Source organism: Kiritimatiellia bacterium, assembly GCA_018001225.1.
In the GTDB taxonomy this organism is placed as follows: domain Bacteria; phylum Verrucomicrobiota; class Kiritimatiellia; order CAIQIC01; family JAGNIJ01; genus JAGNIJ01.
Map to the genome: position 1 here is coordinate 243,532 of JAGNIJ010000001.1, position 13,639 is coordinate 257,170.

At 67.5% G+C, this 13,639-nt stretch carries 13 protein-coding genes; 9 read left to right on the forward strand and 4 right to left on the reverse strand.

Annotated features, from left to right (window positions below; all coding sequences use genetic code 11):
* Nucleotides 1-8 precede the first annotated feature (8 nt).
* Both KA248_00970 and nifJ read right to left on the reverse strand, forming a co-directional pair.
* Complete coding sequence (locus KA248_00970) at nt 9-1,016, reverse strand: dihydroorotate dehydrogenase-like protein (protein ID MBP7828466.1); 1,008 nt, start codon at nt 1,014-1,016, stop codon at nt 9-11.
* A gap of 18 nt (nt 1,017-1,034) precedes the next feature.
* Nucleotides 1,035-4,601: a pyruvate:ferredoxin (flavodoxin) oxidoreductase gene (gene nifJ, locus KA248_00975; GenBank protein ID MBP7828467.1), complete on the reverse strand. Its 3,567-nt coding sequence runs from the start codon at nt 4,599-4,601 to the stop codon at nt 1,035-1,037.
* Nucleotides 4,602-4,901: 300 nt separating this feature from the next.
* On the opposite strand from nifJ, the gene KA248_00980 reads away from it, so the two are divergent.
* The 4 genes from KA248_00980 (at nt 4,902) to KA248_00995 (ending at nt 8,821) form a co-directional block, all read left to right on the forward strand.
* Nucleotides 4,902-5,936 (forward strand): tRNA-dihydrouridine synthase family protein, encoded by a 1,035-nt coding sequence (locus tag KA248_00980; GenBank protein ID MBP7828468.1) that lies wholly within the window; start codon nt 4,902-4,904, stop codon nt 5,934-5,936.
* A gap of 9 nt (nt 5,937-5,945) precedes the next feature.
* Entirely contained in the window at nt 5,946-7,490 is a 1,545-nt protein-coding gene (locus KA248_00985) for a S8 family serine peptidase (GenBank protein ID MBP7828469.1), read from the forward strand.
* Between the two features lie 82 nt (nt 7,491-7,572).
* A complete protein-coding gene (locus KA248_00990; GenBank protein MBP7828470.1) occupies nt 7,573-8,064 on the forward strand; it encodes a hypothetical protein in 492 nt (163 codons plus the stop codon).
* A 244-nt stretch (nt 8,065-8,308) separates the two neighbouring features.
* Nucleotides 8,309-8,821 carry a hypothetical protein gene (locus KA248_00995; protein ID MBP7828471.1) on the forward strand — a complete coding sequence of 171 codons (513 nt, stop codon included), beginning with the start codon at nt 8,309-8,311 and terminating at the stop codon, nt 8,819-8,821.
* 63 nt (nt 8,822-8,884) lie between these two features.
* On the opposite strand, the gene KA248_01000 is transcribed toward KA248_00995, so the two are convergent.
* On the reverse strand, nt 8,885-9,328 hold the full coding sequence (locus KA248_01000) for a hypothetical protein (GenBank protein ID MBP7828472.1): 444 nt from the start codon (nt 9,326-9,328) through the stop codon (nt 8,885-8,887).
* Between the two features lie 240 nt (nt 9,329-9,568).
* On the opposite strand from KA248_01000, the gene rpmH reads away from it, so the two are divergent.
* From rpmH to KA248_01025, 5 genes are all read left to right on the forward strand, one after another.
* Complete coding sequence (rpmH, locus tag KA248_01005; GenBank protein MBP7828473.1) at nt 9,569-9,703, forward strand: 50S ribosomal protein L34; 135 nt, start codon at nt 9,569-9,571, stop codon at nt 9,701-9,703.
* Between the two features lie 20 nt (nt 9,704-9,723).
* Complete coding sequence (gene rnpA / locus KA248_01010; protein ID MBP7828474.1) at nt 9,724-10,113, forward strand: ribonuclease P protein component; 390 nt, start codon at nt 9,724-9,726, stop codon at nt 10,111-10,113.
* Between the two features lie 118 nt (nt 10,114-10,231).
* On the forward strand, nt 10,232-10,477 hold the full coding sequence (yidD, locus tag KA248_01015; protein MBP7828475.1) for a membrane protein insertion efficiency factor YidD: 246 nt from the start codon (nt 10,232-10,234) through the stop codon (nt 10,475-10,477).
* Nucleotides 10,474-12,255 (forward strand): membrane protein insertase YidC, encoded by a 1,782-nt coding sequence (gene yidC, locus KA248_01020; GenBank protein MBP7828476.1) that lies wholly within the window; start codon nt 10,474-10,476, stop codon nt 12,253-12,255. The genes yidD and yidC overlap by 4 nt, the downstream gene beginning before the upstream one ends.
* 14 nt (nt 12,256-12,269) lie before the next feature.
* Nucleotides 12,270-12,767 (forward strand): KH domain-containing protein, encoded by a 498-nt coding sequence (locus tag KA248_01025; GenBank protein ID MBP7828477.1) that lies wholly within the window; start codon nt 12,270-12,272, stop codon nt 12,765-12,767.
* 99 nt (nt 12,768-12,866) lie between these two features.
* Here KA248_01025 and KA248_01030 read toward each other — a convergent pair whose 3' ends face one another.
* Nucleotides 12,867-13,481: an outer membrane beta-barrel protein gene (locus KA248_01030; protein MBP7828478.1), complete on the reverse strand. Its 615-nt coding sequence runs from the start codon at nt 13,479-13,481 to the stop codon at nt 12,867-12,869.
* Nucleotides 13,482-13,639: the final 158 nt, after the last annotated feature.

Sequence of the window (13,639 nt, forward strand, 5' to 3'; positions counted from 1 at the left end):
TGGCCGGATCAGGTCATCCGGTATTCGCTCTTGTACTTCTCCAGAATCTTGATGTAGTTCGCGCGCTCGAAGGCCGACGGGTCGGCGACGGTCTTCTGGCTCAAGAGGCCCTTCATCTGCCGGACGGACTCGTACTCGTTTTCCTCCAGCCAGTTGTCCAGGTCTTCGACCAGCGTGGTCAGGTGGCGGAGCCCTTTCTTCAGCAGCGCGGCGGTCGTCATCACCACGTCCGCGCCGGCGAGCAGGTACTTGACCGCCTCGCGCGCGCCGTGCACGCCCGTGGTCGCCGCCAGCGAGGCCTTGATTCGCCCGTGCAGGATCGCGATCCAGCGCAGGGGCAGCCGGATGTCCTCCGGCGTGCTCAAGTTCAGCGTCGAGGCCACGGTCATGTTCTCCAGGTCCAGGTCCGGCTGGTAGAACCGGTTGAAGAGCACCAGCGCGTCCGCGCCGGCCTGGTCGAACTGGTGGGCCATGTTGGCCAGCGAGCTGAAATACGGCCCGATCTTCAGCGCGACCGGGATCGTGACGGCGGATTTGACCGCCTTCAGGATGTCCAGGTACTCCTGCTCGACGGCGGCCCCCGTGAGCTTCGGGTCCGTCGGGATGTAGTACACGTTCAGCTCCAGCCCCTTCGCCCCCGCCTCCTGGATCCTCCGCGCGTACGAAATCCAGCCCTCGTGCGTCACGCCGTTCAGGCTGCCGATGATCGGGATGTCCGTCGCGTCGGCGGCCTTGCGGATCAACTCCAGGTAGGCGTCCGGCCCGACGTGGTAGTCGCCGCCCGCGGGGAAGTACGAGAGCGATTCGGCGAAGCTCTCGGTCCCGGCGGCGAGCCGGTCGTCGATCTGCTGCTCCTCCTGCCGGACCTGCTCCTCGAAGATGGAGAACATGACCACGGCGGCGGCGCCGGCGTCCTCCATCTGCCGGATCTTGTCCACGCTCTCCGAAACGGGCGCGGCGGACGGCACGAGCGGGTTCTTCAGGCTCATGCCCATGTAGGTGGTGCTCAAGTCCATGGCGTGTTCCTTTCCTTCTTACAGTTGCTCCACGGGGGCCTCGGCCGGCGCGGCGGCCATCCGCTCGATGATGCGCCAGCGCTCGTGGACGTCCTCCTGGCCCAGCTCGATCAGCCGCTTGGCCTCCTCGGGCTTGCTGCGGGTGAGCATCTTGTACCGGATCTCGTTGTAGGCGTAGTCCTTCAGCGGGACGGTCGGCTTCTTCGAGTCCAGGCAGAACGGGTTCTGGCCCTTCGCGGCGAGGTCCGGGTTGAACCGGTACAGCGGCCAGTGCCCGCAGTCGACGGCGAGCTTCTGCTGCTTGAGGCCGTTGATCATGTCGATGCCGTGCGCGATGCAGTGGCTGTAGGCCAGGATCAGCGACGGCCCTTCGTAGGCCTCGGCCTCGATGAAGGCCTTCAGCGCCTGCCGCGGGTTCGCGCCGAGCGCGACGCGCGCGACGTACACGTTGCCGTAGCTGATCGCCATCATCGCCAGGTCCTTCTTCGCCGCGGGCTTGCCGCCGGCGGCGAACTTCGCCACCGCGCCGCGCGGGGTGGACTTGGAGCACTGGCCGCCCGTGTTGGAGTAAACCTCCGTGTCGAGCACCAGCGCGTTGACGTTCCGGCCGCTGGCGAGGACGTGGTCCAGCCCGCCGTACCCGATGTCGTAGGCCCAGCCGTCGCCGCCGAGCACCCAGACGCTGCGCTGGACCAGCGCGTCGGCGATGGCGAGCAGGTGCGCGGCTTCGGGCTTCTTCACGCCCGCGAGCTTCTTCTTCAGGCTCGCCACCCGCTCGCGCTGCGCGCCGATCTCCTGCTCGTTGTGCTGCGTCGCGGCCGCGATCGCGCCCGCCAGGTCGGCGCCGACGTCGCCCGCCAGCTTCCCGAGCAGCTCCAGGGCGAACTCGCGGTGCTTGTCGAGCGTCAGCCGGAACCCGAACCCGAACTCCGCGTTGTCCTCGAAGAGCGAGTTGGACCACACCGGCCCGCGCCCCTCCTTGTTGACCGTCCAGGGCGTGGTCGGCAGGTTGCCGCCGTAGATCGAGGAGCAGCCGGTCGCGTTGGCGATCAGCGCGCGCTCGCCGAACAGGCGGGAGAGGATCGTCACGTACGGCGTTTCGCCGCAGCCCGTGCAGGCGCCGGAGAACTCGAACAGCGGCAGGGTGAACTGGAAGTCCTTGATGCTGCCCAGTTCCAGCGCGCCGCGGTCGGCGTCCGGCAGGGCGTCGAAGAAGGCCCAGTTGGCGCGCTCGGCCTCGAGGATCGGCTCCTTCTCGGTCATGTTGATCGCGCGCTTGGCGGGATTGGTCTTGTCCTTCTTCGGGCAGACTTCGACGCACAGCCCGCAGCCCGTGCAATCCTCGACGGACACCTGCACGGTGTAGCGGCGGCCCGGCTGCTCCTTGCTCTTCCACTCGACGCTCTTGAACGAGGCGGGCGCCTTCGCCAGCAGGCCCGGGTCATAGAGCTTCGAGCGGACGCAGGCGTGCGGGCAGACCAGGCTGCAGTTGCCGCACTGGATGCACAGGTCCGGCTCCCACGAGGGCACGGTGAGCGAGATGTTGCGCTTCTCCCATTTCGTCGTGCCGGTCGGCCACGTGCCGTCCGCGGGCATCGCGCTCACGGGCAGGTCGTCGCCGCGGCCCGCCATGATCTCCGCCGTCACGTGCCGGACGAACTCCGGCGCCTCGGCCGCGACCACGGGCGGCATGTCGTGCGCGCTCGTCGCCTGCGCCGGGACCGGGATCTCGAACAGGTTGGCCAGCGTCTGGTCCACGGCCTCGTAGTTCTTGCGGACGATCTCCTCGCCCTTCTTGCCGTAGGTCTTCTTGATGGACTCCTTGATCTTCGCGATCGCCTCCTCGCGCGGCAGGACGCCGGAGATGGCGAAGAAACAGGTCTGCATGATCGTGTTCACGCGGCTGCCCATGCCCGTGTCCTTGGCCACCTTGTAGCCGTCGATCACGTAGAACTTCAGCTTCTTGTCGATGATCTGCTGCTGCACCTTGCGCGGCAGCGTGCCCCAGACCTCGTCCTTCCCGTGCGGGCTGTTCAGCAGGAACGTCGCGCCGGAGACGGCGTACCGGAGCATGTCCACCTGCTCGAGGAAGATCGCCTGGTGGCACGCGATGAAGTTCGCGGCCGAGATCAGGTAGGGCGCGTGGATCGGCTCGGAGCCGAACCGCAGGTGCGACACCGTCCGGGAGCCGGCCTTCTTCGAGTCGTAGACGAAGTAGCCCTGCGCGTCCATGTCCGTCTCTTCGCCGATGATCTTGATCGAGTTCTTGTTCGCGCCGACCGTCCCGTCCGCGCCGAGGCCGAAGAACATCGCGCGCACGGTCTTGTCCGACTCCGTGCTGAACGCCGCGTCGTAGTCCAGGCTGGTCTTCGCCACGTCGTCCGTGATGCCGACGGTGAAGTGATTTTTCGGCTGGGGCTTCGCCAGCTCGTCCAGCACGGCCTTGACCATGCCCGGGGTGAACTCCTTGGACGACAGCCCGTAGCGCCCGCCGACGACCTTCGGCATGGCGGCCAGCGAGCCTGCGCCGAGGGCCTCGGCCAGCGCCGTGATCACGTCCTGGTACAGCGGCTCGCCCGCGGAGCCCGGCTCCTTCGTGCGGTCGAGCACGGCGATCGCCTTCGTGCTCTTCGGCAGCGCGGCCAGCAGGTGCTCGGCCGAGAACGGGCGGTACAGCCGCACGCGCACGACGCCGACCTTCTCGCCCTTCTTCCGCAGGAACGAGACCGTGTCCATCGCCGTCTCGGCGCCGGAGCCCATCAGCACAAGCACGCGTTCGGCGTCCGGGGCGCCGACGTAATCGAAGAGGTGGTAGGCTCGCCCGGCGACCTTCGCGAACCGGTCCATCGCCTTCTGCACGAGGCCCGGCGCGGCGGCGTAGAACGGGTTGACCGTCTCGCGGCCCTGGAAGTAGACGTCCGGGTTCTGCGCCGTGCCGCGCATGACCGGCCGCTCCGGGTTCAGGGCGCGCGCGCGGTGGGCGATGATCAGCTCGTCGCTCATCATGGCCTTGATCTGGTCGTCGTCGAGCAGCTCAACCTTGTTCACCTCGTGCGAGGTGCGGAAGCCGTCGAAGAAGTGGATGAACGGCACGCGGGACTCCAGCGTCGCGGCCTGCGCGATCAGGGCCATGTCCATGACCTCCTGCACCGAGGCGCTGGCGAGCAGGGCGAAGCCGGTCTGGCGGGTGGCCATCACGTCCGAGTGGTCGCCGAAGATCGAGAGCCCCTGGCAGGCGAGCGAGCGGGCGGAGACGTGGAAGACGGTCGAGGTCAGCTCGCCGGCGATCTTGTACATGTTCGGGATCATCAGCAGCAGGCCCTGCGACGCCGTGAAGGTCGTCGTCAGCGCGCCGGTCTGCAGGGCGCCGTGCACCGCGCCGCTGGCGCCGCCCTCGCTCTGCAGTTCGGCCACGAGCGGCACCGTGCCCCAGATGTTCGTACGGCCCTCGCTGGACCACTGGTCGGCCCACTCGCCCATGTTCGAGGAGGGCGTGATGGGGTAGATGGCGCAGACTTCGTTCGTCTTGTGCGCGACGTAGGCCGCCGCTTCATTCCCGTCGATGATCGTTATGTTCTTGGGCATCTTTACACTTCTCCGTTTCCTGGCTGCGCGTGAAAGTCTTCGGAATTGAAGATTTCAGGACAAAAAAACGGTGTACCACTACCACGAAGCCCGGCCCCGGCGCAAGAACCGACTTGGCTTTTTTTAAGATTGAACCACGGAGAACACAGAGGACGCGGAGGAGGCCGGGAAAAGGTTTTTCCAAACATTGGAAAAAAAGAGCGCAATTTTTCCAAACATTGGAAAAAATAGGCAAAAAGTTTCCAAGCATTGGAAAATCCGCTTCTGAACCCTGAACCCTGAACCCTGAACCCTCCCCCCATGCCCCACGCCGCGACAAACACATGGTCCCTCGGCGGGCTGCCATTGGCCACGCGCGCGGTCCTGGCGCCGATGGCGGGCTACACCGACCTGCCGTTCCGGCGGCTGGTCCGGTCGTTCGGCGGCGTCGGGCTGGCCTTCAGCGAGATGGTCAACCCGGACAGCATCCTGCGCGGCCGTAGCCGGAAGGTGTCGGCCCTGGTCGCCACCGCGCCGGACGACCGCCCGCTCGGCTGGCAGATCTACGGCACGAACCCCGGCCTCCTCGCCGAGGCGGCGCAATGGTTCGAGGCGCGCGGTGCGGAACTGGTGGATATCAACATGGGCTGCCCGCAGAAAAAGATCTGCAGCCGGGGCGCGGGCGCCGCGCTCATGAAGACGCCGGACCTTGCCGTCGAGATCGCGCGCCGGGTCGTGGAGTCGGTGAAGATCCCCGTCACGGTGAAGATCCGGCTCGGCTGGAACGCGCCGGATGCCGCCGTGGACCTCGCCCGCGGCCTGGAGGCCGCGGGCGCGGCCGCGCTGACGGTGCACGGGCGCACCCGCGCGCAGCGGTTTTCGGGAACAGTGGACCTCGACGGCATCCGGCAGGTGGCCGAGGCCGTGCGCGTGCCGGTGATCGCCAACGGCGACGTCTTCACGCTGGCCGCCGCCCGGGAGATGCTCGACCGGACCGGCGCGTCGGCGCTCATGATCGGGCGGCACACGTTTTCCGAGCCGTGGTTCCTGCGCGACGTCGCGCGCGATCTGGCCGGCGAGCCGCCGCTGCCGACGCCCGCCTTCGCGGAGCGAATCGCGATGATGCGCCGGCTGTACGCGGACCACCTTTCACTCTACGGCGAGCGGTTCGGCGTGTCGCTGTTCCGCCGCTGGATCCCGCGGTTTGCCAAGGGGATGGGCGTTCCGCGCCCGATGATGATCGCCTTCCTGCAGGCCGTCACACCCGCCGAGTGGGAAGAGGGGATGGCGGCGGTCGAACAGTGGGCTGCCGCGGAAGGGCGCGGCTGTTCACTCGAACGCGCGCCCAGGGTATAAGAATCCGGCATGGCGGGACATCGCGTTGCCCTTTTTCTTCTGGTCGGGCTGGCGGTCGGCGCCCGGGGCGAGTGGCCCTTCGCGCCGCCGGATCCCGGTCAGCCTTTTGCGCGGGATCACGTCATCGTCCGATTCCGACCCGACCGGGTGGCGGCGCGGTTCGGGCGGGTGACGGACGTGAACCCCCGCGACGCGGAAACCGCGCTCGGTCTGCCCGCCGGTGCCGCGCTGGTGGACACGGGCTACGGGCGCTGGCTCCGCGAGGCCCGCGGCGGCGGCGCCGCGGAGATCAGCCTGGACCGCCACGTGTACGCAAGCGTACCGCGCGGCATGACCGCGGAAGCGCTCGTGGCGGCACTGCGGGCCAACCCGGCCGTGGAGTACGCGGAACCCGACGGCATCGGGACCGGCGGGGCCACCGTGCCGACCGATCCGGATTTCGGCAGCCAGTGGCACCACCTGAACACGGTCTACACCAGCAACGACCTGCCGGCGGATATCCGGTCCACGCAGGCCTGGGATCTCTCGCAGGGCTCGACCGGCGTGATCGCGGCCGTCCTGGACACGGGGCTGAACACGAACCTCGCGGAGTTCGCCGGACGCCATGTCAACGGCTACGACTTCGCGTATAGCGACAGCAATCCCGCGGACGACAACGACCACGGCACCGCGGTCGCGAGCGTACTCGGCGCGAACGCGAACAACGGCAGCCTGATCGCCGGCGTGGACTGGAACTGCCGGATCATGCCGGTGAAGGTCCTCAACAGCGGGAACACCGGGCTCTATTCATGGTGGGCGGACGGCATCGCGTGGGCGCTGACGAACGGCGCGGACGTGATCAACCTCTCGGCCGGCGGCTCCACGAGCGACACGACCTTGAGCAACGCGATCATGAACGCCATCGCGCAGGGCGTCGTCTTCGTGACCATCACGCACAACGACGGCGGCGGTAGCATCCGGTTCCCCGGCCGGATGGAGGCGTGCATCACGGTCGGGGCGACGGACACAAACGACGCGCGCGCCTCGTTCAGCAACTACGGCTCCGCGACCGATCTCGTCGCGCCCGGCAACAACATGGCGCTCGTGTCGCGGTCGGGGACGCTGCTGACCGGCTGGTGGGGCACCTCCTTCGCCGCGCCGCAGGTCGCCGGCGTGGCGGCGCTGCTCCGGGGGCTGTATCCCGGATTGACGCACGGGCAGGCGCACACGCTGCTGACCGCCGGGGCGGACGACCAGGTCGGCAAGCCGGCGGAGGACGTGGCGGGCTTTGACGTGTATCACGGCTGGGGGCGGCTCAACGCCTATAACACGCTCGTCCTGGCCGGGACCCGCCTGGATTCCGCCGGCTGGGACCCGGCGGCGAGCCTCCGCTGGACCAGCCCGCCCAACGCGAGCAACCGCGAACCCTTCGTCGTGCAATCGGCCGCCACGGTTACGGGCGCCTTTGCCGAGGCGGCCGGGACCTTCGCGTACGGGACCAACCAGGCCCTGTGGCAAGCCGCCGCGCCGCTCGCGGGACAAGAGTTTTTCCGCATCGCCGTTACCAACCGGTAACAAGCTTGTGCTCGGGGCCGCAGAAGAGGAGAATGCGACTATCCGGGCGGCGCGCGGAACTGCCCGGGAACAGGAGGCAAGAATGAATAGACGGCTGGCGGTGTTCCTGTCGGTGGCATTGGTGGCGTGCGTTTCGGGCCTGGTGACGGGTTGCGAGGATGACGAAGACACCGCTTCGACGTCCGGTTCCGGGACGGGATCCGACTCGGGCGGACAACCGTCCTCCGAAGGCCAGGCTCCCGCCGACAGCGACGCGGCGGAGGACGATGGGGTTGATGTTTACGAGGAAGGCTACGCCGTTGAAACCGTGCTGACCGCGCCGACCCTGGCCTTCCCTCCGGACGGCTACTCGAATTCCTCCGGCATCGGCGGCACGTGGATTTCGCTCAAGTGGAATGCCGTGGAGGGCGCGGAATCCTACCGCGTCAATATCCAGGGCCAGTTCTACAACGTGGGGGCGCAGACGGAGTATGTCTACGCGACCGCGGTGGGAACCTACACCTGGCAGGTCGCGGCCATCCGCGGCTCGGAGATCAAGTGGTCGCCCAGCCGGAAGTTCACGATCGTGAATTGACCGCAACCGGCGGCGGCCGGATCGTTCAGGGATGAAGCGCGCCGTATCCGCCCGCCCGTAGCGCCGCCTCGCCTCGAGGCGAGCGCCTCAAGCCGCATGAATCCGGCTGGACGGCCCCGGCTCGAGGGCGAGCCGGGGCTACGGGCCCCACGGAATGACCAAGCGGGCATTGAAGTTTCAAGCTGGCGCGGGGGCGGGAAGAATGCCGCACTTCCAAGCGACAGGATGCTTGGAGGAAGAAATCATGAAAACGCGCCTACTTGCAGGGTGCCTGGCCGGGCTGGTTCTTGCGGGTGTCGGGTTCACGACGGGATGCGAGGATGATGACGACAGCGCGAACCCCCTGGTGATTGTCGTGACCAACGAGGTCGGGCAGGTGATTGAAGTAGAGGTCCCGGCCGGGGACGAAGAGGTGGATGAGGAGCCTGCGGACGCCGCGGCGGTCGCGGAGGGCGAGGAAGAGCCCGCGCCGATCCCGGTCGAACCCGCGCTGATGGCGCCTGTATTGATGGCCCCGGCCGACGGGATCGTCGTGGGCGCGAACGGAGGCATGGCCACGATCCCGCTCGCCTGGTTCCCCTCGAAGCGGGCGAAATCGTACCGGGTCAAGGTGGGCGGACAGGAACACGACGTCGGCACGGACTTGTCCTACATCTTCACGGGCGGGCCGGGCCTCTATGCCTGGCAGGTTGCCGCGGTGCGGGATGGCGAGGTCAAGTGGTCCGGCAAGAGATACCTGACGATTGTGGCCTTGTGATCGCGATTGCGAGGCCGTGTGCCAGCCTTTGTCACGCCCCCGTTTTGCAGCCAGGGCTAGACTTCAGCCGGACTTCTTCGCCTTGGCCATCCGGACGCGGACCGCGGCCTGGATCTGCTCCTCGGAGCGGAGCAGCTGATCCCCGGCCACGATTTCCTCGACGATGACCGGGATCAGCCCGCTGTCCATCCCGAGGGCCATGGCGAAGGAGACGCACAGGGCTTTTTCCTGCGCGCCCAGCACGCCGTCGATGATCATCATGTCCACCAGGTCGTAGAGCTGCTGGAACCGCGAGGGCTCGTCCCTGGGGATGGACAGCTTGACGCGGTCGGGGTGGGCGAGGACCTCCTCGACCTGGGCGTCCGACAGGCCCCACTTGCGGGCGAGGTAATTGAGCAGGTCCCGTTCCGCGCCGGCCAGTTTCCCGTCCCTCAACGCCACGAGGGCCAGGTTCCGGAAATGACTCATCTTCTCCGCCGAACTCCATTTTCCGCCCGTGCTGCCCATGGCTGTCTCCTTCAGGTTGGGAATCGCCGGCGAGTCTATCATCCGCCGCCACCCCGGGTCTAGCTAATGCCTCGCTCATTGTAGGGGCGCCGCTTGCCGGCGCTCGCGGGCGTCGCAAGCGACGCATGACTAAGAAATAGCCCCGAGCGCCCCTTCACGGGGCCCCCCTTCTAGGTTGACTTGGCGGCGGAAGCTGCTACAAGGGCAGGGTCGCAGCGAAAAAAACACGGAAAAACGGCCATGAAACGAACGTATCAGCCCTCCAAGGTAAAGCGGAAACGGACGCACGGATTTCGGAGCCGGATGGCCACGAAGAACGGGCGCAAGGTGCTGGCCCGCCGCCGCCAGGTTGGACGCAAGCGGCTCGTGGTCTGACGCCGCCTGCCGGGGGAATCATGACCGAAGCCGCGGGCAGCCGGCGGGCTCCGGGCGCGGTCCTGGGCCGCGAGCGGCGGTTGATCCGCTCGGCGCTGTTCCGCGAGGCGTACGACCAGGGCCGGCGCCAGTTCGGGCGCTGCATGGTGCTCTGGCTGCGGTCGGGGGAGGGCGCGGCCCTGCGCCTGGGCGTGGTCACCGGCCGCAAAGTCGGCGAGGCCGTCGAGCGCAACCGCGCGCGCCGGCGCCTGCGGGAAGTGTACCGGCGGAACCGGCACCTTTTCGGGGGCGCGTGGGACGTGGTCCTGGTCGGCCGCCGCCCGGTGCTGGAGGCCTCCTGGGCGGATTTGTCGGCGGAACTGCTGGCCCTGGCCCGCCGGGCCGGCCTGATGAAGGAGAAGACCCTGTAGTCCGCGGGAGAAGTAAACGCAAAGACGCAAAGACGCAAAGAAACGCGAAGGGAAGAGGACCATCGGGCTGTTCTTTGCGCCTTCGCGCCTTTGCGTTAAAATCCGGACTGGCCAATTCATGAAGTATGTGCTGATCGCTTTGATTCGTTTGTACCGGGCGCTGATTTCGCCCTGGCTGGGCCCCTGCTGCCGGTTCGAGCCTTCCTGCTCGGTGTATTGCATCGAGGCGCTCCAGCGGCACGGGTTCTGGCGCGGTTCGCTGCTCGGCGCGCGCCGCCTGCTGAAATGCCACCCCTTCCATCGCGGCGGGTTCGATCCCGTCCCCGTGCCGCATGCCCTTCGTTGTCCCGGAGTTGATCGATGAAAAGAAACGACATCCTGATCCTCGTCGCCCTCTTCGCCCTCTGGCTGGCCTGGCCGTCATTCGACCGGCACGTCATCAGGAAATACTTCTTCCCCGCGCCGCCGCCGGCGGCCGTCGAGGAGGCGCCCCCGGCCGATACGGCCGCGGAACCGCCGGCCCTGGCCCCGGCCGAAGCGCCGGCGCCCGCCGCGGAAACGCCCGCCCCGGCCATCGAGGCGGCCCCGGAGCCGGAGGACGCCGGCCCGGAAAGCACGGCGACGCTGGAGGACGAGCGGGTCCGGCTGGTGCTCTCCTCGCGCGGCGCGGGCGTGGCGTCCGCCGAGCTCAAGCAGTATCCCCTGACCGCCGAGGCGGGCAGCCCGCCGGTGGTCCTGGACTTCTCCGCGCGGCGCGCGCTGGCCTACGGCGGCCTGGCGGGCCTGTCCGAGGCGGTGAATTTCACGGTGGCCTCCCAGACCGGAAACGAAGTGGTCCTGGAGCACACGGCGGCCTCGGGCCTCCAGCTTCAACGGACGCTCCAACTGGCGGATGGCTACCTCCTCAAGGTGACCGACCGGTTCGCGAACCGCGGGTCGGCGGCCCTGGCAGTCCCGGACCACTCCCTGCAGACGGGCCCGATGCCCAACCTGCCGGGCGAGTCCGCGATGAGGGGCGTGGCGAACCAGGGCGTGGACACCCTGTCCCCGGGTGGCGAGGGCGTCCAGCACTGGGGCGGGAAAGTGCCGGGCTGGTTCGACGAGGTGCGCAAGGAGAAAAACCTGCCCGGCCTCCCCGAGCGGATCGAGTGGCCGCTGGATACGGCCATGGAATGGGTCGCCGCCAAGAACAAGTACTTTGCCCAGGTCCTCGTGCCCGAGGGCGGGGCGGAAAAGGCCGTGGTCCTCGCCCGCCGCGAGGTGTCCGAGGCCGAGCGGCAGGACCCGGCCGCCAAGCCCCGCGGGGCGGTTCTCGCCGACATGGCCGTATCGGTCCAGTTTGCTGGCACCGTGCTGGCGCCGGGCGACGCCTTCACCCGGACGGTCCAGTACTACATCGGGCCGAAGAAGTTCGACGTCTTGAGCCGCCACGGGCAGCACATGGTCGACGTGATGGAGTTCGGGTTCTGGGCGGCCATCGGCAAGATCCTGCTGCAGGTCATGAACGGGATCCACCGGGTCCTGTGGCCGCATAACTACGGCATCGCGGTCATCCTGCTGACGGTCCTCATCCGCGTCGTGTTCTGGCCGATTACGCGCAAGAGCACGGAGAGCATGCGGAAGATGCAGGAGATCCAGCCGCTGGTCACCGCCGCGCGCCAGCAGTACAAGGACAGCCCGCAGAAGCAGCAGCAGGCGATCATGGCGCTCTACAAGGAGCACAAGGTCAACCCGCTGGGCGGCTGCCTGCCGATGCTTATCCAGATCCCGGTGTTCATCGCCCTCTTCGTCGTCCTGCGCAGCGCCATCGAGCTGCGATTTGCGAGCTTCCTGTGGATCCGCGACTTGAGCCAGCCGGAGAACCTGCTGGCGGGCAAACTGCCGTTCGGGTTGTCGCTGAACCTGCTGCCGATCCTCATGGCGGCGACCATGGCCTGGCAGCAGAAGCTGACGCCCTCCGGCGGCGACCCGAACCAGCAGAAGATGATGATGTTCATGCCGATCATGATGCTGGTGCTGTTCTACAATTTCGCCTCGGGCCTGTCCCTGTACTGGACGACAAACCAGTGCCTGATGATCGCGCAGCAGCTGGCGGCGCAGCGGCGCAAGAAGGCCCGGGAGGCGGCCGCGGCGGCGCGGTAGGCGAGGAGGAAGCCATGAGCGACCAGGACGCAGTCTCGCAGGTACAGGACGAGGCCCGGCAGACGCTGGGCGAGTTGCTCCGGCTGACCGGATTCGAGGCGAAGGTTGAGGCGTCGGCGCCGGAGGAGCAGGAGGTGCTCCTGCGCGTCGAGTGCGCTGACGCGGCCCAGTTGATCGGGCGGAAGGGGCAGGTCTTGGACGCCCTCCAGTTCATCCTCGGCCGCATGCTCCTGCGCAAGGCCGGCCGCGACGTGCGGTTCGTCGTGGACGTCGGCGACTACCGCGAGCGCCGCAAGGAACAGGTCCTGCGCGAGGCCATGGCCGCGATCGAGGAGGTCAAGCAGACCGGCCGCCCCGTCAAGCTGCCGGCCATGTCCGCCCACGAGCGGAGGCTGGTCCACCACCTGGCCGCCGAGACGCCCGGCTTGGAAACGTTTTCGGAACCCACCGCGGAGGACGGCCGCAAGCGCGTGGTCATCAGCCCGGTGGGGGAATCCGCGCCTCCGGCCTGAAGCGATTCCGCCCTGTAGTTCCGGCGCTCTGCCGCCGGAAAAGAAAACGGCCCGCCCCGCGAGGGGACGGGCCGTTTCGCGTATCCTGCGGATGCAGGATTAGAACTGGAACCGGCCGCCGAGGCCGAAGAACAGGTCGTCGATGTGAATGATTTCACCGTAGAGCGAGAGCTGCTCGTTCAGGTCGAACAGCACGCCGCCGGCGATGGCGACATCCGTCTCGTCTTCGCTCGCGTCGCCGACGCCTTCCCAGTCGACCTCGACATCGGAGTAGTTCATCCCGAGGAACCCGTAGGGCGTGAACTGCTCGATGGTCTTGCTGACGAGGGCCCCGACGTTGACGAACAGCCAGTCGGCGTCGACGTCATCGGTTACCTCGTAGCTGGCCATGCCGATGGTTCCGCGAAGGGCCACGTCCACGGGCAGGTCCAGGGGCAGGGTGTATTTGCCGCCGCCCTGGTACGCCAACCCGGCGTCGCCTTCGTCCGGATCGATCATGCCCAGGTCGGCAAACAGCGCCAGGCCTTCCATCACGCCGAACGTGACCCGCCCGCCGTATCCGTTGGCGTCGTCGCCCACGACCGCGCCACCCGATACGCGAATCAGGCCCGCCTCGGGCGCCGCGGCGCTGTCCGCGTACGGAAGCCCTGCAAACTGGGCCATTGCCGGCGCGGCCATGGCGCACATCATCGCGACCACGATCAACTTCTTCATGCACTTCCTCCTGGTTGGTTTGCCTCCCCACAGGCTGACAATAAAACAACCTGTGGGACTATTTTTAATCGCTATCACAACATATGGGGGGCGTCAAATATATTTTTCTGGATTTATTTTCTCCGAATCGGGCGCCATCCTCTATGGGATTGCCTCCG

Bases quoted from the DNA above. Each gene is read 5' to 3' on its own strand.
- KA248_00970 (MBP7828466.1), bottom strand. From the start codon at position 1,016: ATGGACTTGAGCACCACCTACATGGGCATGAGCCTGAAGAACCCGCTC.
- nifJ (MBP7828467.1), bottom strand. From the start codon at position 4,601: ATGCCCAAGAACATAACGATCATCGACGGGAATGAAGCGGCGGCCTAC.
- KA248_00980 (MBP7828468.1), top strand. From the start codon at position 4,902: ATGCCCCACGCCGCGACAAACACATGGTCCCTCGGCGGGCTGCCATTG.
- KA248_00985 (MBP7828469.1), top strand. From the start codon at position 5,946: ATGGCGGGACATCGCGTTGCCCTTTTTCTTCTGGTCGGGCTGGCGGTC.
- KA248_00990 (MBP7828470.1), top strand. From the start codon at position 7,573: ATGAATAGACGGCTGGCGGTGTTCCTGTCGGTGGCATTGGTGGCGTGC.
- KA248_00995 (MBP7828471.1), top strand. From the start codon at position 8,309: ATGAAAACGCGCCTACTTGCAGGGTGCCTGGCCGGGCTGGTTCTTGCG.
- KA248_01000 (MBP7828472.1), bottom strand. From the start codon at position 9,328: ATGGGCAGCACGGGCGGAAAATGGAGTTCGGCGGAGAAGATGAGTCAT.
- rpmH (MBP7828473.1), top strand. From the start codon at position 9,569: ATGAAACGAACGTATCAGCCCTCCAAGGTAAAGCGGAAACGGACGCAC.
- rnpA (MBP7828474.1), top strand. From the start codon at position 9,724: ATGACCGAAGCCGCGGGCAGCCGGCGGGCTCCGGGCGCGGTCCTGGGC.
- yidD (MBP7828475.1), top strand. From the start codon at position 10,232: ATGAAGTATGTGCTGATCGCTTTGATTCGTTTGTACCGGGCGCTGATT.
- yidC (MBP7828476.1), top strand. From the start codon at position 10,474: ATGAAAAGAAACGACATCCTGATCCTCGTCGCCCTCTTCGCCCTCTGG.
- KA248_01025 (MBP7828477.1), top strand. From the start codon at position 12,270: ATGAGCGACCAGGACGCAGTCTCGCAGGTACAGGACGAGGCCCGGCAG.
- KA248_01030 (MBP7828478.1), bottom strand. From the start codon at position 13,481: ATGAAGAAGTTGATCGTGGTCGCGATGATGTGCGCCATGGCCGCGCCG.